The sequence below is a fragment of the Halopenitus malekzadehii genome, assembly GCF_900108505.1.
GTDB classification, from domain to species: Archaea; Halobacteriota; Halobacteria; order Halobacteriales; family Haloferacaceae; genus Halopenitus; species Halopenitus malekzadehii.
On the sequence record NZ_FNWU01000001.1, the window covers coordinates 412,246 to 432,956 of the forward strand.

Annotated in this window: 21 protein-coding genes; 9 read left to right on the top strand and 12 right to left on the bottom strand. The window is 66.7% G+C overall.

The genetic code is table 11. From position 1 onward, the window contains the following. Positions 1-18: 18 nt before the first annotated feature. Positions 19-2,346 (bottom strand): phosphoenolpyruvate synthase, encoded by a 2,328-nt coding sequence (gene ppsA, locus BLW38_RS02140; RefSeq protein ID WP_092813626.1) that lies wholly within the window; start codon positions 2,344-2,346, stop codon positions 19-21. Between the two features lie 429 nt (positions 2,347-2,775). Continuing rightward, positions 2,776-3,309, bottom strand: a complete 534-nt coding sequence (locus BLW38_RS02145; RefSeq protein ID WP_092813631.1) for an inorganic diphosphatase — start codon at positions 3,307-3,309, stop codon at positions 2,776-2,778. A 350-nt stretch (positions 3,310-3,659) separates the two neighbouring features. On the opposite strand from BLW38_RS02145, the gene BLW38_RS02150 reads away from it, so the two are divergent. After that, positions 3,660-4,019 carry a PadR family transcriptional regulator gene (locus tag BLW38_RS02150; protein ID WP_092813634.1) on the top strand — a complete coding sequence of 120 codons (360 nt, stop codon included), beginning with the start codon at positions 3,660-3,662 and terminating at the stop codon, positions 4,017-4,019. Positions 4,020-4,146: 127 nt separating this feature from the next. Here the strand turns inward: BLW38_RS02150 and BLW38_RS02155 are convergent, their stop codons facing one another. Then, a complete protein-coding gene (locus tag BLW38_RS02155) occupies positions 4,147-4,761 on the bottom strand; it encodes a DUF7108 domain-containing protein (protein ID WP_245710026.1) in 615 nt (204 codons plus the stop codon). Positions 4,762-4,902: 141 nt separating this feature from the next. Continuing rightward, positions 4,903-5,493: a ribonuclease HI gene (rnhA, locus tag BLW38_RS02160; RefSeq protein ID WP_092813637.1), complete on the bottom strand. Its 591-nt coding sequence runs from the start codon at positions 5,491-5,493 to the stop codon at positions 4,903-4,905. A 125-nt stretch (positions 5,494-5,618) separates the two neighbouring features. On the opposite strand from rnhA, the gene BLW38_RS02165 reads away from it, so the two are divergent. Continuing rightward, a complete protein-coding gene (locus tag BLW38_RS02165; protein WP_092813640.1) occupies positions 5,619-6,647 on the top strand; it encodes a transcription initiation factor IIB in 1,029 nt (342 codons plus the stop codon). A gap of 147 nt (positions 6,648-6,794) precedes the next feature. Further along, entirely contained in the window at positions 6,795-8,078 is a 1,284-nt protein-coding gene (gene nreA, locus BLW38_RS02170) for a DNA repair protein NreA (RefSeq protein WP_092813643.1), read from the top strand. A gap of 125 nt (positions 8,079-8,203) precedes the next feature. Here the strand turns inward: nreA and BLW38_RS02175 are convergent, their stop codons facing one another. Both BLW38_RS02175 and BLW38_RS02180 read right to left on the bottom strand, forming a co-directional pair. Then, positions 8,204-8,677 (bottom strand): DUF302 domain-containing protein, encoded by a 474-nt coding sequence (locus BLW38_RS02175; protein ID WP_092813646.1) that lies wholly within the window; start codon positions 8,675-8,677, stop codon positions 8,204-8,206. A 125-nt stretch (positions 8,678-8,802) separates the two neighbouring features. Beyond that, positions 8,803-9,096 (bottom strand): DUF5789 family protein, encoded by a 294-nt coding sequence (locus BLW38_RS02180; protein ID WP_092813650.1) that lies wholly within the window; start codon positions 9,094-9,096, stop codon positions 8,803-8,805. 162 nt (positions 9,097-9,258) lie between these two features. On the opposite strand from BLW38_RS02180, the gene BLW38_RS02185 reads away from it, so the two are divergent. Then, complete coding sequence (locus BLW38_RS02185) at positions 9,259-10,404, top strand: DUF7139 domain-containing protein (protein WP_092813653.1); 1,146 nt, start codon at positions 9,259-9,261, stop codon at positions 10,402-10,404. Positions 10,405-10,447: 43 nt separating this feature from the next. On the opposite strand, the gene BLW38_RS02190 is transcribed toward BLW38_RS02185, so the two are convergent. Together BLW38_RS02190 and polX are read right to left on the bottom strand one after the other, a co-directional pair. Beyond that, the gene (locus BLW38_RS02190) at positions 10,448-11,002 is read right to left on the bottom strand and encodes a Mut7-C RNAse domain-containing protein (RefSeq protein WP_092813656.1); all 555 of its coding nucleotides are present in this window, start codon (positions 11,000-11,002) and stop codon (positions 10,448-10,450) included. Next, the gene (gene polX, locus BLW38_RS02195) at positions 10,999-12,747 is read right to left on the bottom strand and encodes a DNA polymerase/3'-5' exonuclease PolX (protein WP_092813659.1); all 1,749 of its coding nucleotides are present in this window, start codon (positions 12,745-12,747) and stop codon (positions 10,999-11,001) included. Before polX ends, BLW38_RS02190 begins: the two co-directional genes overlap by 4 nt. A 139-nt stretch (positions 12,748-12,886) precedes the next feature. On the opposite strand from polX, the gene BLW38_RS02200 reads away from it, so the two are divergent. Beyond that, positions 12,887-13,990: an aldo/keto reductase gene (locus BLW38_RS02200; protein WP_092813662.1), complete on the top strand. Its 1,104-nt coding sequence runs from the start codon at positions 12,887-12,889 to the stop codon at positions 13,988-13,990. Between the two features lie 29 nt (positions 13,991-14,019). Here the strand turns inward: BLW38_RS02200 and BLW38_RS16110 are convergent, their stop codons facing one another. Beyond that, complete coding sequence (locus tag BLW38_RS16110; RefSeq protein WP_021074843.1) at positions 14,020-14,190, bottom strand: HVO_0758 family zinc finger protein; 171 nt, start codon at positions 14,188-14,190, stop codon at positions 14,020-14,022. 186 nt (positions 14,191-14,376) lie between these two features. Between BLW38_RS16110 and BLW38_RS02205 the strand changes: the two genes are divergently transcribed. Together BLW38_RS02205 and BLW38_RS02210 are read left to right on the top strand one after the other, a co-directional pair. After that, positions 14,377-15,474, top strand: a complete 1,098-nt coding sequence (locus BLW38_RS02205; protein WP_092813665.1) for a glycosyltransferase family protein — start codon at positions 14,377-14,379, stop codon at positions 15,472-15,474. Then, complete coding sequence (locus tag BLW38_RS02210) at positions 15,471-16,058, top strand: DUF7109 family protein (RefSeq protein WP_245710027.1); 588 nt, start codon at positions 15,471-15,473, stop codon at positions 16,056-16,058. The genes BLW38_RS02205 and BLW38_RS02210 overlap by 4 nt, the downstream gene beginning before the upstream one ends. 51 nt (positions 16,059-16,109) lie before the next feature. Here BLW38_RS02210 and BLW38_RS02215 read toward each other — a convergent pair whose 3' ends face one another. The 3 genes from BLW38_RS02215 to BLW38_RS02225 all read right to left on the bottom strand — a co-directional run bounded on the left by BLW38_RS02215 (position 16,110) and on the right by BLW38_RS02225 (position 18,110). Continuing rightward, complete coding sequence (locus BLW38_RS02215; RefSeq protein WP_092813669.1) at positions 16,110-16,706, bottom strand: NUDIX hydrolase; 597 nt, start codon at positions 16,704-16,706, stop codon at positions 16,110-16,112. A 92-nt stretch (positions 16,707-16,798) separates the two neighbouring features. Beyond that, positions 16,799-17,605, bottom strand: coding sequence for an endonuclease III domain-containing protein (locus BLW38_RS02220; protein WP_092813672.1), 807 nt, complete (start codon positions 17,603-17,605; stop codon positions 16,799-16,801). 67 nt (positions 17,606-17,672) lie between these two features. Next, positions 17,673-18,110, bottom strand: coding sequence for a DUF371 domain-containing protein (locus tag BLW38_RS02225; protein ID WP_092815509.1), 438 nt, complete (start codon positions 18,108-18,110; stop codon positions 17,673-17,675). 487 nt (positions 18,111-18,597) lie between these two features. Between BLW38_RS02225 and BLW38_RS02230 the strand changes: the two genes are divergently transcribed. Further along, entirely contained in the window at positions 18,598-19,521 is a 924-nt protein-coding gene (locus BLW38_RS02230) for a coiled-coil protein (RefSeq protein ID WP_092813675.1), read from the top strand. Between the two features lie 126 nt (positions 19,522-19,647). Further along, positions 19,648-20,670, top strand: a complete 1,023-nt coding sequence (gene sppA / locus BLW38_RS02235; RefSeq protein WP_092813678.1) for a signal peptide peptidase SppA — start codon at positions 19,648-19,650, stop codon at positions 20,668-20,670. The last annotated feature ends 41 nt before the right edge of the window (positions 20,671-20,711 follow it).

Consider the following 20,711-nt stretch of genomic DNA (forward strand, 5'->3'; position numbering starts at 1 on the left):
CGTGATCGGCCGCTTCGATCACCTGACCGAATCGAGCAGGATCCGCTGTTCCTTGCGTTTGACCTCGTGTTGGACGTCGCGGACGGCATCGATGTTTGCCGAGATGGAGGAAATGCCCTCCTCGACGAGGAAGTTCACCATCTCCGTCTTCGATCCGGCCTGTCCACAGATGCTCGTGTCGACGCCCAGCTCCCGACACGTCTCGATCGTCTGCCCAATGAGTTCGAGTACCGCCGGGTGGGTCTCGTCGAACCGATCGGCCACGTTCTCGTTGTTCCGATCGACCGCGAGCGTGTACTGGGTGAGGTCGTTCGTTCCGAACGAGGCGAAGTCGATCCCCGCGGACGCGAGGTCCTCGATCTGTAGCGCCGCGGCCGGCGTCTCGATCATCACGCCCCACCGGTGCTCCTCGGGGTCGATCCCGGCTTCACGCATCTGGCGTTTCGCCCCCTCGATGTCGTCGCTGTCGTTGACCAGCGGCAACATCAACTCCACGTTGTCGTAGCCCATCTCGTAGATCCGGTCGAAGGCCGCAAGCTCCTGCTGGAACACGTCCGGCTTGTCGAGACTTCGACGGATCCCGCGCCAGCCGAGCATCGGGTTGTGTTCGGCGGGTTCGTCGTCGCCGCCCTCAAGGTCGCGGAACTCGTCGGTCGGGGCATCGATGGTTCGAACGCGGACGGGTCGTGGGTAGAACTCGTCGGCGACGGTTCGGATCCCCTCGATGAGCTCGTCCTGGTAGGCACGCGCGCCGTGTTCGGCGATGTAGCGCTCGGGCGTCTTGCCAAGCGTGAGCACCATGTGCTCGATCCGGAGGAGTCCGACGCCGTCGGCGCCCGTGGCGGCGGCGCGTTCGGCCGCCTCGGGAATGGACACGTTGACCTTGACCTCGGTCGCGGTCATCGGTTTGACCGGTGTCTGCGGTCGTGCGGCTTCGACGGGTTCGAACTCCTCGGCTGGTTCCGCCTCGCTGTCCGCCCCAGCCCGGACCGTCCCCTTGTCCCCGTCGATCGTGATCTGCCGTCCATTCTCGAGCTGTTTGGTTCCGGTCCGCGTCCCGACGACTGCCGGAACGCCGAGCTCCCGCGAGACGATCGCGGCGTGGCTCGTCATCCCGCCCTCGTCGGTGACGATTCCGGCCGCCCGCTTCATTGCCGGCACCATATCCGGCATCGTCATCTCGGTCACGAGGATGTCGCCCTCCTGGACCTGATCGAGGTGATCGAGCTTGGTGACGATCCGGACTGCCCCCGAAACGACCCCGGGACTCGACCCGAGTCCCTGGACCAGAACGTCCTCGTTCTCGTCGTCGTCTCCTCCACCGCCGGAGTTGGTCGCTCCGCCATCCGATTCGTCGTCCCCGTCCGCCGTGTCCGTGTCGGCGTCGGACGCCGACTCCGCGATCGTCGTGATCGGCCGCGACTGGAGCATAAATACCTCCCCGCCGACGATCGCCCACTCGACGTCCTGCGGCTCGCCGTAGTGGTCTTCGACGCGTTCGCCGAGTTCGACGAGCGACTCGATCTCCGCGTCGCTCAAGACGCGCTCGTTTCGGCGGTCTTCGGCGACCTCGCGTTCGACGGTTTCACCCGTTTCGGGATCCTTCTCCATCAACGTCTTCTTGTCGGCTACCGTGACGTCGGCGACGGCGCCCTGGGCGCGGTCATACACGTAGTTATCAGGGGAGACGGAGCCCGAAACCACCGCTTCGCCGAGGCCCCACGCGGCCTCGATGATGATCTGTGGGTCGCCCGTCGACGGATGGCTGGTGAACATCACGCCGGACTTCTCGGCGTCGACCATCCGCTGTACGACGACGGCGATGTCGACGTCCTCGTGGGGAAATCCCTGCTGCTGGCGGTAGTAGATCGCTCGTTGGGTGAACAGCGAGGCCCAACACTCCTTGACGCGTTCGAGGAGGTGTTCCTCCCGGACGTTGAGGAACGTTTCCTGCTGGCCGGCAAAGGACGCGTCGGGGAGGTCCTCGGCCGTTGCCGAGGATCTGACCGCGACGAAAGTCTCCTCGCCGTCGGGGCCGAGCTGTCGGTAGCTCTCGACGATCTCCTCGCGGACCGCATCGGGAATGTCGGTCCCGAGGATCAGCTCGGCTGCCCGTTCCTCGGCTGCACGAAGGGCAGCCGAGTCCTCCGGATCGACGTCGACGGCCGCGAAGAGTTCCTCGTCGATTCCGGCCTCCTCGATGAAGGTTCGATACGTCTCGGCGGTGACGGTGAACCCCGGCGGGACTGGTAATCCGGCACCGGTAAGTTCACCGAGCGAGGCCGCCTTGCCGCCGACGAGATCGAGGTCGCCAGCGTTTACGTCGTCCAGCCAGAGTACAGCCATTGCCTATATGCGGGTGTCTGCAAGCCGACTCAAGAAACTTCCGAACCGGACAACGCTTCCGAAACCGATCGGTCGGCGGTCGCGCTCTCTCACTCGTTGGCCGTCCCGTCGCGATCGGCTGCCGAGCCGGTACACTCGGCGGCCGGATCGGCGTCCATCGCGTTCGTCGGGACGACGGTCGGATGGTCCATACCGAGGGGCGATGATCGTGCAGCCATCGTGCTTGATGGATGGCCCTCGCGAAACAAGTAATTACCCATAGGTATAACGCATCTGCGATCGACGCGGTATTCGTCCTGAACATACCGTCGTCCCGAACATCCCGCCGTGATCGTGTGGTATCGTCCGCCGTGTGAAGTCCTCGTCAGTCAAACCCGCCCGCTGCGTCGAACGTGCTCGTCTATCCACCACGTGACGCGCTCGTCGCCGCTACGCGAAGTGTTCGTCGTAGAGATCCTGTGCGTGTTCGATCGCGTCGACGGCGGCCTCACGATCCTCCCAGCCGAGGGTTTCGACCTCTTTGCCTTCCTCGAGGTTCTTGTAGGTCGCGAAGAACTCGTCGATCTCGTCGAGCGTCTGCTGGGGCACGTCCTCGAGGTCCTCGAGGTGATCGTAGCGGGGGTCCTCGCTCGGGACCGCGATGACCTTGTCGTCCTGCTCGCCGTCGTCATCCATCTTCATCAACGCGACGGGGCGTGCCTCGATGACACAGCCAGGGAACGTCTGGTCCTCGACGAGCACGAGGACGTCGAAGGGGTCCTCGTCGTCGTAGTAGGTCTGCGGGATGAACCCGTAATCCGACGGATAATGTACGTTCGAGTGGAGCACACGGTCGAGAACGACGCCGGGAACGTCCTTGTCGTACTCGTACTTGTTGCGCTCTCCCTTGAGACACTCCACGACGGCGTAGATCGTTTCCGGTGGGTTCGGTCCCGTCTCGAGGTCTTCCCAGAGGTTCGTCATGCATCCGCCCGTCCGGGGAACGGCGGCAAAGCCCTTTCGGGTTCGAGACGAGTCGGCCGATTCGCGAGTTGTGTGGGGTTGCGGCGGATCGACGGTCCCGACTCGGTGACGGATCGGAATCGGCCGGTGTGGATCGGATTCGGTGGCCGATCCCTGACACTGCCGACGTCGATCGGCCGATCGGGAGTCCGATCCCGGATGATCGAAACAACTCTCCACAGATTTATCCACGTTTTTTGATACGAATATTACTACCCAACCCCGCCATATATGCGTTTTTCCTGCCGACATATGGAGAAACCGGTGAAGGGTTGCGAAGCGTTATATATGCGGATGCCATGGCTGGCAGTATGTCAGAGGCACAAGCTGTTCGAAGTGAGGGGGACATCGTCAGCGAGCTGACCGCGTTTCAACAGAACATCCTCGTCATCCTCACCACGGAGCCGATGTACGGTCTCGCGATCAAGCGGAAACTCGAGGAGTATTACGGCACCGAGGTCAACCACGGCCGGCTCTACCCGAACCTGGATGAGCTCGTCGACGAGGGACTGATCGAGAAGAGCGAACTCGACAAGCGGACGAACCAGTACGAGCTGACCGAGACGGGACGGGACGTCGTCCTCTCCCGCTTGGAGTGGGTGTTCTCGAAGTACGTCACCGATGCCGAACGGGCCGGCGAACTCCGTCAGTTGGTCGACGACTCTCGGTGACGATCGTCCACGGCGACTGCCGACGCCGACCGTCCACGGCGACTGCCGACGCCGACCGTCCACGGCGACTGCCGACGCCGACCGTCCACGACTCCCGACCACGATCGTCGGCTGCGGGTCGTCGAGGCTACGGTTTCGGATCGATGGCGTCGACGTCCAACGCATCGAGCAGCGATAGCGATCGATCGAGTCGGTCCCGCTGTTCGTCACTGGGCCAGACGTTCCGCGGGTAATACTCGGTCCGAAACTTCTCGCGTTCGGCGGCGGTCGCCTCGGTTACGCGCCGGACGTAGTGATTGCTCATAAAGTCCGCGAACGCACGGACGTTGGCGGCGTGCTCGGGACCGTGTTCGGCCGCGATCCGATCGACGATCGCGGCGTTTGCCGCATCGACCTCGTCGAACTGATCGGCGTCGCCCGGCCCCGACAGGGATACCTCAACCGCCCGGTCGGTGTCCTCGATGCGGTCCAGCTGCACCGTTCCGTCGGCCATCCACTCGCTCGGGTACAACACGAGGGTGTCGTCCTCCTCGCGCACTCGTGGCGTGTAGTCGTGATCCGAAACCAGCTCCGCACGCCGGCGTCGGTACAGGTCGACTGCCTCGGACTCGTTCGCGTTTCGAGCGAGCCTGGTCAGTCGCTCCGCTTCCTCGACGGCGTCCGACGGGATGTCGGCGTCATCGGTCGGCTCGTCCGTGGGGGTCGAGTCGATCGCCCGGTCGGTCGGCGAGGGATCGGTCATCTCGGATCGATCGAACGGCGTCACGTCGTTTTTACTCGTCGGTTTCGGTATCGTGAGGGAACCCCGGGCGCAGCGACGTGATGGAGCGGGGAGCACGCCGCTGCGTGTCAGATACTGGCCCTATGGTCTACCGACGCTGTCCTATGCGTCCAGTGCCTCGTTGGCGAGCGTGTCGGCGCGTTCGTTCACCGACCGGGGGACGTGGGCGATCGACCATCGGTCGAACTCCTCGAGGAGTTCGCGCACGTCGACGCGATGCTCACGAAGCGTCGGGTCGTTGGTGTTCCACTCGCCGCGGACCTGCTTGACGATCAGCTCCGAGTCCCCTCGGACGTCGATCGCGTCGAACCCGAACTCGGCCGCGGCCTCCAGCGCGGCGATGAGCGCTTCGTATTCCGCCTGGTTGTTCGTCGCCCGCCCGATCCGATCGCCGCCCTCGGCCACGATCCCGTCGCTCGTCACGAGACACCATCCGACTGCAGCCGGTCCGGGGTTCCCACGGGACGCGCCGTCGAAATACACGTGAGCGCGCTGGCCAGTGTCCCGTAACAGGGCGGTGAGCGACGTCGTCGAGGTGCCTTGCACGACCACTTTGTCGTCGTAGGCGACGGCGACCGCGCCGTCCCGTTCAGCGCGCCAGCGTTCGTAGGGCGTGTTTCCGGGCTCGATCTCGACGCCGGCGTCGGCGAGTCGCGTCCGTGCCTCCGACGGGTCGCAGTCGATGGTCGGCATCACTCGACCGTCGATCGGTGCCGGATAAAGGGGTCCCGATCGGGCCGGCGGCGACGTTCAGCTCCGGCCACACCCTGCCCCAGGCGAACATTTAACACTCCCGGAAAGGATACTATATAAATGCGATGACACGGCCAACCCGCCAGCGGGAGCACGACCGGCAGCGCACGCGACATGGCGATGAACGAACGGCCGACGAGGACGAGGCGGAACGAAGCGAGGACGCGGACGAATCGATCGCGACGGATATCGACGTCGACGACCTCGACGTCGACGACCTCGATCCTGAGGATCTCACCCGGACTGCTGATGGCGAGCTGATTCACGAGGAGACCGGACTCATCATCGAGGAGGAACAGATCGATCCCGGTCCGGAATGGCGGGCGTTCAACCACTCCGAGCGACAGGAAAAATCGCGCGTCGGCGCCCCCACGACGAAGACGATGCACGATAAGGGGTTGACGACCACGATCGACTGGAAGGACAAGGACGCCTATGGTCGGTCGATCTCCTCGAAGAAACGCTCCCAGATGCATCGGCTGCGCAAGTGGCAGGAGCGCATTCGGACGAAGGACGCGGGCGAGCGCAACCTCCAGTTCGCGCTCTCGGAGATCGACCGGATGGCCTCCGCGCTGGGCGTCCCCCGTTCGGTTCGGGAGGTCGCCTCGGTGATGTATCGGCGTGCGCTGAAGGAGGACCTCATCCGGGGCCGGTCGATCGAGGGCGTCGCCACCTCCACGCTGTATGCCGCCTGTCGGAAGGAAGGGATCCCCCGATCGCTCGAGGAGATCTCGGACGTCTCCCGCGTCGAGCGCAAGGAGATCGGCCGAACCTATCGCTACATCTCCCAGGAGCTGGGCCTCGAGATGAAGCCGGTCGATCCGAAAAAGTACGTCCCGCGGTTCTGCTCGGAACTGGAACTGTCCGAGGAGGTCCAGTCAAAGGCCAACGAGATCATCGAAACCACGGCGGAAAAGGGGCTGCTGTCCGGTAAATCCCCGACGGGCTATGCTGCGGCGGCGATCTATGCGGCCTCGCTTTTGTGCAACGAGAAGAAGACCCAACGGGAGGTCGCCGGCGTCGCACAGGTAACCGAAGTCACCATCAGAAACCGGTATCAAGAGCAGATCGAGGCGATGGGGATTCCGAGTTGATCGCGGCAGAGCGGATCCCGAAGGACCCGAACCGCACGGCGGATTCCGTGTCGCCGCCGATTCACTGATCGAACGAGACGCGTTCAACTGACGCGACGCGACCCAGCGGGCAACCTTCAAGCCGGTCGCACCCCAAGCCGCGATCGAATGCGGCTCGACGAGTTCGTGGAACTCGAACGGAACGAGCGCGCCGAGCGGCGGCGCCTCGCGGAGCGGAAGGACTACGCGATCCTCGACCACGTCGAGACCTTTCAGGACCGGTTCGAGGAGTCGCTCTCAGGCGATTCGATCGTCGGGTCCGTCTCGCCGTCGATCTTCGTCGGCCGAGCCGACTACCCGAACGTCTCCACGGGCATCCTCTCGCCGGTCGGCCGCGAGGACCAGGCCGACAGCTTCCGGACCTCCGGCGCGTGGTACGAGGAGGGCGTTTCGATCGCCGACGTCTTCGAACGCCGGACGAGCCTGCTCAACTCCAACCGAACGACGACGGCCGACTCCGTCCACGATGCGTGGGACGGCTGGCTCGGGACCCAACGCGAGGTCGCGATCGCGGACAGACCCGTCGACGTGGAGATCGGCCTCGACTCGACGCCGGATCTCGATCTCGACGTCGACCGTGGCGACCTCGGCGCTCCGGTCGGACCGAGTGCCCGTGCCCGTGAGGCATCCCTCGGTGAGAACCCACACGTTCCACGACCGGTGAAGAAGACCCTCGAGGACGACGACTGGCAGGCACAGGGGGCGATGACCTACCTGTACCGCCGTGGGTTCGACGTCTACGACATCAACTCGATCCTCTCGGCCGGCGCGCTCGGGCGCGGGGACAACCGGCGACTCGTGCCGACACGATGGTCGATCACCGCCGTCGACGACACGATCGGCCAATATCTCCGCGGGACGATCCGAGATGCCCCGAGCGTCGATCGCGTGGAGGTTCACCGAAACGAGTATCTCGGGAACGCCTTCTGGGTGATCCTTGCGCCCGGCCGGTGGGAGTACGAACTCGTCGAGATGAAGGCCCCCGGCAGCGTCTGGAATCCTGACCCGGAGGCCGGCACGTACCTCGCGGCGGCCCACGAGGGCCGGGAGGGTCGAAGCGGCTACGTCGAGGAGACGGCCGGCGCGTACTACGCGGCCCGCCTCGGCGCGCTCGAACACCTCTCGGACCGCGGCCGGCAGGCGAAGGTACTCGTCCTGCGGCACGTCTCCGACGAGTACTGGGGGCCCGTCGGCGTCTGGCAGGTTCGTGAGACGGTTCGTGATGCCTTCGACGGCGAACACGGCACCGCGGAGACCTTCGGCGACGCCGTCCGCGGCGTGACCGAGCATCTCCCGATCTCGCTGGGCGACCTTCGCCGTAAGTCCACGATGGCGGCCGGGCTGCAGACCGACCTCAGCTCGTTCCTCGGTGGCTCGGATACGCCCTCCTGAGCGTCCTCGGGCTGTGTTCGCTGACGTACCGGAACCGTGCCGCCGCCGAACGTCGCCACAGAACGTCGCCACAGAACGTCGCCGCCGGTATACCGTCGCCGACGCGCACCGCTTCCGGTTCCGACCTACGCGTCGATCGCCGCCTCGTTCTCGGCCAGCCGGTCGAACACGTCCGCGACGAGCTCGCCGGTGTCCGCGATGATCGCGTCCATCTCGTCGGCCGCGTCCGGCTCCGGCAGCCCGAGAAGCCGCGCGATCCGCATGATCGACACGTGGTAGACGCGTTGGGTCCCCGGTTCGATCTCCTGAATCACCATATTACACGGGAACAGCGCGCCGATATCGCCGCCGGTTGCCTCGAGCGCCCGGTCGGCCACCGCCGGGTTGCACGCACCGAGCACGTAGTAGGGATCCCGGTCGGCATCGACCTTCTCGTTGAGCAGCTCGGAGGGTGAAAACTCCACGGGGATGCCGAAGCCGGCGTCCGAACAGATCGAACGGACGTGTTCGATCGCCTCCTCGTGGCTCATCGCCAGCAGCTGTTCCTCCTCGCCGAAGTCCTCGCCGTCGATCGCGGCCGGGTCGAACGGGAGCGTCATACTCCCCCGTTGGTGCGATGCGTGGTAAAAGGGATCGATGGTTCGGGACGCCATCGGGCCGGGGGATCAGGGACGGAGACGGTTGCTCGGGAATCGACTCCCGGGTTTTTCCGATCGCGTGCGCGCTACTCGGTGGCGACCGGACCGCGTCCGACGGTCTCCGCGACCGTCTCGACGAACGCGCCGCGGGAGTCGAACAGCGTTTCGTCGGTCTCCTCGAGCACGCTGGCCAGCTCTCGCGCGCCGTCGGGCGTCCGGATCGTCGCATCGCCCTCCTGTTCGATGACGTCGCTTTTCGATTTCGGCCACACGAGCCGTGAGGCGACGCGCGTCACCGGCTGTCCCTCGATCGAAGCGCCGGACTCGAGCTCGACCGCGGGCGCGTCGGTCGCCTCGTCCTCGTCTGCGTCCTCGCTCATACCGCGCTGGTTCCGCGGGCACGACGGTAATTCTTTCGAAGGTGGTCGGTCCCCGTTCTCGACCGACCGCTTCCTTCCCGCCCGGGTCGAACGGACCCACCGACCGCTTCGTCACGCGCTCGTCTGACGTAGTGTTTTGGGGATGCGGGATAAAGGGCGCATATGACGAGTCTTTCGGAGGTCTATGGGGGGCGTGGTCGATCGACCACGAGCCTCCGACGACTTTACCTCGGTGTCGGACTGTTCGCGGTGGGGATCCTGTGCATCGTCGCCGGCATCCTCGCTGCCGGGACCGAGATCATTCCGTCGATGGAGGCGTACACCCTCGCGGACGCGCGCTGGTACGGCGGGATCGTCGGCGGCGTCGGGCTTCCCCTGGCGATGTTGGGCGTAATGAGCGTCCTCCCCGCCGATCGACGGACACGCGCGGCAGCCCTCGTGGGTGCCTCCATTATGGCGCTCGGCGTCGTGATGTTTTCGTACGCGTACCCCTACCACTGGGTCAACAGCCCTCGTCCGGCGCTCGTCGACCTCACGCTGCCGACCGCCGGTATCTACTTTCTGGGTGGGGCGACGACCTTCTGGTGTCTGTTCGTCGGCGTCGCCAACTTCAAGACACGAAACGACCCCGGCGGATCGGTCACGCTCGAGGTGACCCACAAGGGCGAGACGAAGGTCGTCGAGGTCGATCGCCGCCAGCTCGACGAGTTCGGCGGCGTCGGGCTCCTCGGCGGCACGCCCGATGGGTCCGTCGAGACACAGACCAACGACCCGGACGCGAACACGCTCGGCGGCGGCGACGCCGACGTGTCACACGCCGACGCGACCGACTCCGATACGGCCGATCCCGATTCGGCTGCCCCCGATACGGCCAGCTCCACGACTGCAGGTGGTGGTCTCTTCGGGGGATCCGGCAGTTCCGGTAGTTCCGGCGGTACGAACCGTTCATCCGGAGCCGGTGGAACGCTCGGATCCGGGGCTGCAAGCGTTAGCGACGGCGGCTCTGACCCCGAATCGATCCGAACCCCGACCGGATCGGACCGATCGTCGACGGGCACCGACGCGGACGGCGGCTCCGGCTTCTCGACCGAGTGGCCCGACCCCGGACGGAATCGAACCGATGGCTCGGGCCGTCACCGATCCGGTGACTCGAGCCGAGATCGGTCCCCCGATCGGCCCCGGGAGCGGAATCGGACCGCGACCGGGGACCAGCCGTCGAACGGATCGACACGGTCCTCGGGATCGAGCGGGTCCTCCGAACTGACCCCGACCACCGACGACGACGAGGACGTCGAGTTCATCGAGTAGCAGTTCATCGAGTAGCACACGATCCGCGATCGATCGATGCCCGTCACGTCGATCGTGCCGCCCCGATGCGTGCACGGACGTCACGCCAATGGCTCCCCTTCCAGAACCACTGCCCACAGTCGCGACACCGCCACACGGGCCCCTCCGACGGAACGTATGCCGGTCGGTTCGGCGTGTCCGAGACGCGATCGAGTCGACCGTTGCATCGACCACAGCGTCTCGGCGTCTCCGCGATCTCGATGGTGACGCCGGCCTCCGCAAGCTCCGCGAGCTGGTCGGCCGGGTCCCGACTCTCGAGGAGCAGCGCGCCGTCGACGCGCTCCGCAAGCTCGCGGTCCCGGGTGAGAAGCGTCCGATCCTCGGCCGCGGCGATCGACGCGATCCGGTCGTCGTCTTCGACGCCGCGGTCAAGCGCGTAGGCCGCGTCGTAGCCACAGAACCGGAGGTAGGTGGCGAGCGTTCCGCACATCACGTCGACGAGGAACTGTTCGGTTCCCGTTGGTCGGGTTTCGTCATCGGTCGTCCCGTCGTCGGTCGTCCCGTCATCGGTCGTCTCGTCGCCGTCGACGGTCTCGCTGTCGCCGCCCTCGCGGCTCATCCCTCGAGGAACGACCTGACGCCATCGGCTGATCGCGTGTTCAGTACGTCGGCACGCTCGGCCCAGCCGCGTCGGGCCGTGTGGATCCCGTACCGGACGTGTTCGAACTCCCCTGGCGTGTGGGCGTCCGTGTTGATCACGATCGTTGCTCCGGCGTCGATCGCGGCGTGGACCGCCTCGCCGTTGGCGTCCAACCGTGCCGGGTTCGCGTTCACCTCGATCGCCACGTCCTCGCGGGCGGCGACGGTGGCGAGGCGCTCGAAGTCGACCGTCAGTCCCTCGCGGCTGTTGATCATTCGGCCGGTGGGGTGTCCGAGGACGTCGACTGCAGGGTGTTCGATCGCTCGGACGAGCCGGTCGGTTGCGTCGTCGCTCGTCCCGAGCGCGGCGTGTGGCGAGGCCACGACGATGTCGAGATCGGCGAGCGTGTCGTCGTCGGTCGCAAGCTCGCCGTCGGCGGTGATGTTCGCCTCGACCCCGTGGAAGACGGGGATCGATGCCTCCTTCCGGACCGCGTCGACTGCTGCCGCCTGATCGGCCAGATTCGCCGGATCGAGGCCGGTGTTTCCGAACACGCCGGGGCCGGTCGCATGGTCGGTGATCGCGTGGTAGTCGTAGCCCCTGTCGGCGGCCGCAGCAACCATCCCCTCGATCGACGCGTCGCCGTCGGACCAGTCGGTGTGTGTGTGGAGGTCGCCGCGGACGTCACCCTCCTCGATCAGCGTCGGTAGATCGTCGGCTGCCGCCGCGTCGACCTCACCCGTGTTCTCACGCAGCTCCGGCGGGATCCACGCCATCTCGAGCGCCTCGTAGACCCCTGCTTCGGTCTCGCCGGCGATCCGGTCGCCGACGCGCTGGCCCGCCTCGGGGTCAGCGACGTCGCTCACGTCGAAGACGCCGTACTCGTTCACCTTCAGCCCGCGGTCGAGCGCGCGGTTCCGGACCGCGATGTTGTGGTCTCGCGAGCCGGTGAAATACTGGAGCGCCGCGCCGAACTCCGCGACGGCGACCACGCGGAGGTCGACGCGGAGGCCGTCGGCCCGGACGCTCGCCTTGTTGGTGCCGGCCTCGATGACCGCGTCCGCCTCGGGCCAGTCGGTGAACCCCGCGACGGTCGCCTCGGGGTCGTCGCTCCCGACGAGGAGGTCGACGTCGCCGATCGTGTCCCGCCACCGCCGGATCGAGCCGCAGACCTCGATGGTCGCGACCGGGTCGGCGTCGGCCAGATACGTCACTGCCGCGTCCGCGATCGGGCGGGCGTCCCCGAGCCGCTCGCGCTCCCGTGCCTGCCGGGCGAACGGGACGTTCTCGCGGATGTTCTCCTCGGTCGTCTCGCCGAAGCCCGTGATCTCGCGGATCTCCCCGGCCTCGGCGGCGGCCGCCAGCTCGTCGAGGGTGGTGATGCCGAGCTCCTCGTAGAGGGTTCCGACCGTCTTCGGACCGACCCCTTCGACCCGGGTGAGTGCGTCGATCTCCACGGGAAACTCCGATCGGAGCTCCTCGAGCTCCTCGATCGAGCCGGTTTGCACGTACTCGACGATCTTGGCCGCGATCGCGTCCCCGACGCGGTCGATCCCCTGCACCGCCTCCTCGCCCTCCTGGACGAGGGTCTCGATCGGCGTCGGGTGGTCGCGGACGTTCTCGGCCGCGCGCCGGTAGGCGGTGGGTTTGTACTCGACCCCGGTCGCCTCGAGGCGGTCGGCGAACTCCTCGAGAACGCTCGCGACCTCGTCGTTGCGGCTCATTCGATACGGGACCTTTCTCGCGTGTTCACTTATAAATCGCGGGGCGGTCGGGACGGTCGCGGACGCGTCGTCCCGCCGAGTCGCGGCCGTCGTCCCCCAAGCCGCGGCCGTTATCCCGCGGGCGACCCTACGAGCGGCAATGGCAACGCGAGAGGGTACCTGGCGCTATCGGGAGCGGTTCGGCGACGCCTTCGGGCGGACCTACTTCCGCCGGTTCGGTCCCGGCGTCGCCTCCAGCGTCGGGATCGGGACCTACCTCGGCGACCCGACCGATGCCGTCGACGACCGGTACCGCGAGTCGATACGGCTCGCGCTCGAGTCCGGGGTGAACCACGTCGACACCGCGAGCAACTACCGCTGTGGGCGCTCGGAACGGGTCGTCGGCGAGGCGCTGTCCGAGGCCGCCGTCGATCGGGAGTCGGTCGTCGTGGCCTCGAAGGCCGGCTTCGTCCCGTTCGACGGCGAGCGCCCCGACGATCCGGCCGCCTACGTCCGCGAGGAGTTCCTCGAGACCGGGATCCTCTCCGCGGACGATCTCGTCCACGGCAGCCACGCGATCGCGCCGGGATTCATCGAGACGATGCTCGACCGGTCGTTGGACGCGATCGGCGTGGAGACGATCGACTGCTATTACGTCCACAACCCGGAGACCCAACTGGCCGAACGGTCGCCTGAGGAGGTCTATGACGCCCTCGAGACCGCCTTCGAGCGCCTCGAACGACGCCGCCTGGCGGGCGACATCGGCGGCTACGGCGTCGCGACCTGGGACGCCTTTCGCGTCCCGCCGGACCACGACTCGGCGCTCTCGCTGCCCGCGATCATCGAACGCGCCGAACGGGCGGCCGCGACGGTCGGCGCCGACGACCACGGCTTTCGCGCGGTGCAGCTCCCCTTCAACGTCCGGATGGCCGACGCGTTCACGCGGCCGACGCAGCCGACGTCGTCGGCCGACGCCGACCGGTGTTCGCTGCTGGAGCGCGCTCACAAGGCCGGCGTCGACGTCGTGACGAGCGCGAGTCTCGGTCAGGGGTCGTTGGCCGAGCCCGGAGCGATCCCGGAACCGATCGCCGACCAGCTCGCGGGCGAGACGCCGGCGCAGCGGGCGATCAACTTCGCACGCAGCGCGCCCGGCGTGACGACCGCACTCGTCGGTGCGCGCGATCCGGACCACGTGCGAGAGAACGTTGCCGCGGGCACGTTCGACCCGCTCGGGGCGAACGCGTTCGATGCCGTCTTCGAGTGAGCGTCGTCTCCGATCGGTGATCTCGGCGGTTAACGGAGTTCCTTGTACGTGGCGCCGCACTCGGGACAGGCCCTGACGGAGAACACCTCGTCGGGGTCGTTCTCCTTTTTGAGCGGCTTGTCACACTCCGCACACGTGAGCCGCTCGTAGGTGTCCTTCTTCAGGTCGCCGTCACGCAGGCCCTTCCGAGTCGATTTCATACGCCACCGTATGTCGCCGGACGTGTTAAATACCGTGCCCGAGGTCGTTTCGATTCAGCAACACGAACGTGAACGAACGGTTCGCGTTCACGCCGACGGTCGGTCCACGCTCGTGCCGGGGACCGGTCGTCATCGGCGCCACCCGAAACGGGTCGTTTTTCCCCCGTCCACCCCACCGATCCGCCGATGGAGTACGTCCAGGAGCGCGTGACCACGCTGCACGCCCTGCGCGATCGGACGCCCGAGGCGCCGACGGGCCGGGCCGCCGTCGTCGTCCCGATGACCGAACGGGAGCTCGGAGGTCTGGCGGCCGAACGCGTGCTCGACACTCTCGCGGCCGTCGATCCCGCCCGGGTCGTGGTCCCGCTTCGCGCCTCGCCCGATCGCGTCGGTCCCGCTCGGGAGTGGCTTCGGGGGTTCGACCTGCCGATCGAGATCCTGTGGTGTGACGGCCCACGATTGGAGCGGCTGCTGTCCGACCACGGGCTCGACGGCCAACGTGGGAAGGGGCGGGACGTCTGGGTCGGGTTGGGTCCGGCGCTGTCCGAGCAGTACGTCGTCGTTCACGACGCGGACACGCGGAGCTACTCGCCGGCCTACGTCGCCCGATTGCTGTTCCCGCTTGCACACGGGTACGCGTTCTCGAAGGGATACTACGCCCGCGTCGAGGATGACCGACTCTACGGACGGCTCTTCCGGTTGTTGTTTCGTCCGCTCGTCCGCGCTCTCGCGGAGGTTCACGACGATCCGGTGATCGACTACCTCGAGTCGTTTCGGTACGCCCTCGCGGGCGAGTTCGCAGCCACGAGCGATCTCGTCGCGGATCTGCGGGTCCAACGCGGCTGGGGCCTCGAGATCGGGACCCTCGGCGACGCCTTCGAACACGGTGGGTTCGAGGAGTCGGCGCAGGTCGATCTCGGCCGCTACGAACACGACCACCGGTCGGTTCGGGGCCCGACCGGCCTGGCCGATATGAGCGACGCCGTCGTCGACGCCACGCTCCGCGTCCTCCGTGACCGGGGGATCACGGTGGATCACGATGCGCTCGTCGATCGGTATCGAACCGCCGCGCGGACGCTCGTCGGATCGTACGCGACCGACGCCTCCTTCAACGGGCTTACCTTTGACCGCGAGGCGGAACTCGACCAGGTCGAGACCTACGCCGAGGCGATCGGCCCCCCGGCGAGCGACGGCCGGCTGCCCCCGTGGCGGGAGTCCCCGATCACGGTCGCCGACCTTCGGGAGGCCGCAGCGGCCGACCTCCGGGAGGCGGTCGACGAATGACGGACGACCGGGAAGCGGACGGAAGCGGGGCCAGCGTCGCCGCACACGACGATCTCGCCGGAATCGTAGACCTGTTCGGCGCGATGACCCGGTCGGAGCTGCGGCGTGGACTGTCCGAGCTCGCGTTCAAACGGGGTGCCGACGTCGACGATGCGGCGCTCCAGACGACGATCGATGCAGCCGTTCGCGACTATTATTTGGTGCCGATCGATGGTGGAGACGCCGACCTGGGCCCGGCGGACGAGTCGCTCCTCGTGGTCGGACCGGCGGCGTTTCCCTCGGTGCCGCCGAACGCGGAGGATCTCCCACACATTCTCGACGTTCCCGATCGCCACCTCGACCGAGACACGCTGGGCCGAACCGTGCGGGACCGCCTGGCGGCGGACGTCGCGGATGCCGTCGCGTCGGCGGACCGGTCGCGACTGGCGGCGCTGCTCGAGGTGACCTACGACCTCGAGGCGTGGGGATCGGTGGACGCCGCCGACCTCCGTGAGCGGATCCTCGAGGCCGTCGAGACGATCGAGGCCCGGGGCGACGGCGATTCAGCGGGGACAACTGGCGGCGACAGCGATGTCGAGAACTGAGCCGAGAACTGAGCTGAGGACTGAGCCGAGGACACACGTCATTCCGGAGAGTTAGCCGGAAACGTCGGCATCCGGACCGACGACGCGGTCCGGCTCCTCCGGGATCCGCCAGTCGGTCGTGAGTTCGAGCAGTTGCGCGACGATCCGACCGGTCGCCCCCCAAACCGTGTAGCCGTCGACGTGGAAGTAGTGGATCCGGAGGTTTCCGTAGTCGGTCTCGCGGCGTTCCGACTCGTAGTTGGCCGGATCGATCAGATCCTCGACCGCGAGGACCGCGATCTCTGCCACCTCGCGCTCGTCGGGGACGTATTCCCGATCGACCACGGTCGCGACGAAGGGGCGGACCGCGTAGTCGGTGATCGTCGTGATGTCGTCGAGGCGGCCGACGACGTCGACCTCCTCGGCGGCGACGCCGATCTCCTCGTCGGCCTCCCGGAGCGCCGTCTCCCGAAGCGTCGCGTCCACGGGCTCGTGACCGCCGCCCGGGAAGCTCATTTGGCCGGGATGTTCCCCGAGGTGGTCGGCCCGCTTGGTGAACAGGAGGTGGGGGCCCTCGTCCCGGTGGATCACCGGGGCGAGGACGGCCGCCTCACGCGGCGCGCCCGTGACGCCCCGCGGCGTGTGTCGGTCGATCCCCGACAGGTCCATATCGACCGGAGGGGTGCGATGCGCCTTAGTCTTACCTCTCGGCGATCGATCTCTCCACGGCAACCGACCTCCTCGCGGCGGTCGATCGACGGTCATTCGTCGACGACCGTGGCCGGGTCGCGAACGTTGCCGTCGATCTCGTCGATCCCGACGCGGTCACAGCGATCGTACAGGGGACACGCCTCCGGGCCGTCGAGGCACGCGGGTTTGCGTGCGGTACAGTACTCCCGGCCGAACTGGATCATCGCGGTGTGGCCGAAGCCGCACTTTTCGGCCGTGACCGCGGCCTCGATCGCCTCCCTGACCGCCTCGTGGTCGGCGTCGGGCGGCGCGATCCCCGTTCGGCGCGCGATCCGGTGGACGTGGGTGTCGACGGGGAACACGCCGCCGCGGCCGCCGGCGAACAGCAGGACGCAGTCGGCAGTCTTCGGGCCGACCCCGGACACCCCCAACAGCGTCTCCCGGACCTCGTCGGGGTCTCCCTCCGCGACGAACGCGTCGAAGGCGGCGGTCGAGCCGAACTCCTCGAGTGCCCAGCGCGCCGCGTTCCGGATGACCTCCGACTTCCGATTGTACAGGCCCGCAGCCGCGATCGTTTCGGCAAGCTCGTCGTGGTCGGCCTCGGCCAGCGTCTCGGCGAGTTCTGCGGGCGGACCGTATCTGTTCAGGAGGTCGTCGTGGGCCGGCTGGCTCGCGACGTCGGAGGTGTTCTGTGAGAGGATCGTCCGGACGAGACACTCGAAGCCGTCCCGACCGCCGTACTCCTTCTGCCAGTACAACTCACCCAACTCGTCCACGATCGCCTCCGTGCGGGACGTTCCATCGCCCGGTTCGAACTGCGCCGGCGTCCCGCCGCCGGAGGTGCCGCCGCTGATGTTTCGATCGGGTTCCTCGGCCATCACGATCGAGTTCGTCGCCCTCCGGTTAAGATGTTCCTCCCGGTGCTGTGCACCAGACGCCAGCCAGTCAGGCGTCGACGGCGAGCCGCAGCGTACACGGCGCTCCATCGGCGAGTGCGTCGACGAGATCGCGATCGAGATCCGTGGCTGCGCCATCGGCGTCGACCATCACCGTCCGATCGTCCACGTACGTGCTCGTCCGCGCGACGGCGGATCGGTCGTCGATCAGGGTGAGGTCCGGATGGCCCGACCCAACGATGGTCTCCTCGTGGGCCCGGCTGGGGCCCTCAACGGTCAGCGTCGCCGTGATCGTGGCCTCGTGGCTCCGGCAGGCCTCCTTGAAGTCCCGATCGAACGTCCGGGGGGTCGCGTCAGCCTCGACGGCGAGGATGCAGTCTCCGGCCGGGGTGAGCCAGTCGTCGGTGGTCACCTCGAAGGTGCTCACGTGTTCGGCGCGGACGTTCTCGTGTCCCCGTGCCGTGATCGTCTCGACGAGTTCGGTCATCGTGCCGGCCCCTCCACGCGTTCGGTCATATCGCGTCATCGGCGGTCCCCGCCGAAAGTCGTTCGGATCCCGGCCGATCGACTCACGTCCGCCGATCGACGCCGTGTCCGTGGGCGATCTGTCCGTGGACGATCTGTACGTTGGGCGATCCCGTGTCCGAGCAGGTGCGTGTGGTGCGGGCGAGAGACGGCGCCACACGGACGCCGTCGCTCCGGCTCCCAGCCTCTCCCGTGTGAATCGTTGTCATTTATATATCCCTGTAGACCGACCGAGATCGAGTGAAACCGCCGAATTCTGGGTGTATGGTACCTTCTTCCACACTTCTAGCCACCAAAGAATTTATATATGATACGGGACTATGGGTAAGTACCAGAACGCATCCGGCGCTGGTGGAACCGCACGACGAATGATCGGGAATTCTTATCCACGGTCGGACGCATCGGGGCGAGCGTCTGCCATATCCGGAGCGGTGATGGAGTGATAAAAAATGGTAACGAAACAGGAAGTCATCGAACAGTACGAAATCGAAGCGCTTGAAGAATCAGACAACGTCGACCTTTCGGAGGACGAACTCGAGAACGGCTCGAAGGGTCAGCTCATCAAACGCGCAGGACAGCTGCGCGACCGGCGAAACGAGCTGAACCAGATGGCCTCCGAGCGTGCCTCGAAGCGCGACGACCTCAACGCGAAGACGCGTGAGAAGGTCGACGAGGCCCAGACACACCGCGAAAAGCGCGACGAGCTCAACGAGCAGGTCCAAGAGCACAAGGAGAGCCGCAACGAGCTCAACGCCGAGGCCAACGAGCTGTTCGACGAGGTCGAGGAGCTCAAGGAGGACCTCGAACTCGACGAGGGCAAGTCGATCGAGGAGCTTGAGGAGGAGATCGAGGACCTCGAGTTCCGCCAGCAGACGGAAGTGCTCTCGGCGGAGGACGAGCGCGAACTCATCGAGAAGATCGAGGACAAGCGCGAACAGCTCGCCGAGAAGAAGGACAAGGTCCAGGACACCGGCGAGCTCGAGGACCTCATCGAGGAGGCCGAGGAGGTCCGCTCGGAGGCGTCCAAACACCACCAGAAGGTCACGGAACTCGCGGACAAGGCCCAGGAACATCACAACCAGATGATCGAGGCCTACCGTGAGGCCGACGACATCCGTGACGAGGCCGACGAGGTGCACGAACTCTTCGTGGAGGCCCAGGAAGCCGCCGACAAGCACCACGAGGACTTCGTCCGCGTCCAGAAGCGTCTTCGCGAACTCGACAAGCAGGAGGAGGAGGAACGCAAGGACGAGCGCGCCGAAAAGCGCGAGGAGGAGAAGGAGGAGGCCGAGGAGATCTATCAGAAGTTCAAGGAGGGCGAGACCCTCGACACCGAGGACCTGATGAAGCTCCAGAAGACGGGGCTGCTGTAAGCCGGCGCCGGATCCCGGTCACCTGCGCGTTTTCTCGTTCTCGATCGGCTCTTTCGTTTTGACACCATCACTCACACAGCGATGCCGTCGGGGGGCTTTACTTCGCTGCGGATCGACCTCATAGATATGAATATCCGCAACGAGACGCTTCGCGGCGGCCTCGGCCTCCTCGCCGCGGTGCTTGCGGCCGCGGTCGGCGTCACAGTCGGGTGGATCGTGTTTCTCGAGATTCCGACGACCGGACCGGAGCTCGTCGGAGTGCTCTTGACGATCGGTCTCGCCGGCGTGGCCGGCCGGTTCGGCGCCGCGGTCGTCGCGAATGCCCTCGCGGACTACGACGTCGCCGAGGTCGCCGTCGAGGGGCCGATCACCCGTGACGGCGGGCGACCCTCGCCGATCGCTGCCTCGACCGGGGCGACCGCCGACGAGATCGTCGAGACGATCGACCGCGCCGACGACGACCCGTCCGTCGACGCGCTGTTGGTCACGCTCAACACGCCGGGCGGCGAGGTGCTGCCGAGCGACGACATCCGCCGTGCCGTCGATCGGTTCGACGGGGTCACCATCGCTCACGCGAGCGACGTCTGTGCCTCCGGCGGCTACTGGATCGCCGCCGGCTGTGAGGAGGTGTGGGCCCACGAGGCGAGTCTCGTGGGATCCATCGGCGTTCGCGGGTCACGCCCCAATGCCTCCGAGTTGGCCGACAAACTCGGGATCCGCTATGAGGAGTTCGCGGCTGGCCGGTTCAAGGAGGCCGGCAATCCGCTTTCGGAGATCGACGATGCCGACCGTGAGTACCTCCAGGGGATCGTTGACGACCTCTACGCCCAGTTCGTCGCGACGGTGAGCGAGGGGCGTGACCTCGATCCCAAGGACGTCCGGGAGACCGAGGCCCGCGTTTTCCTCGGACCTGACGCCGTCGATCGGGGACTCGTCGACGACCTCGGGACGAGCGAGGACGTCGAATCGCGACTCACCGAGCGACTCGGCCGCGAGCAGCCGGTCGAGATACGGGAGTTCGAGCCACAGCGAGGCCTCACGGATCGACTCGGCGTCGGCGTCCGCGCCGTCGCCTACGCCTTCGGCTCCGGGATCGCCGGCGTGCTGGCCGCCGACGACACCGCCGAGGTGGATCTCCGGACGCGGTGAGTGTGGTGATCGTTCCGTCGAGGATGAGGGTTTTTACCGTA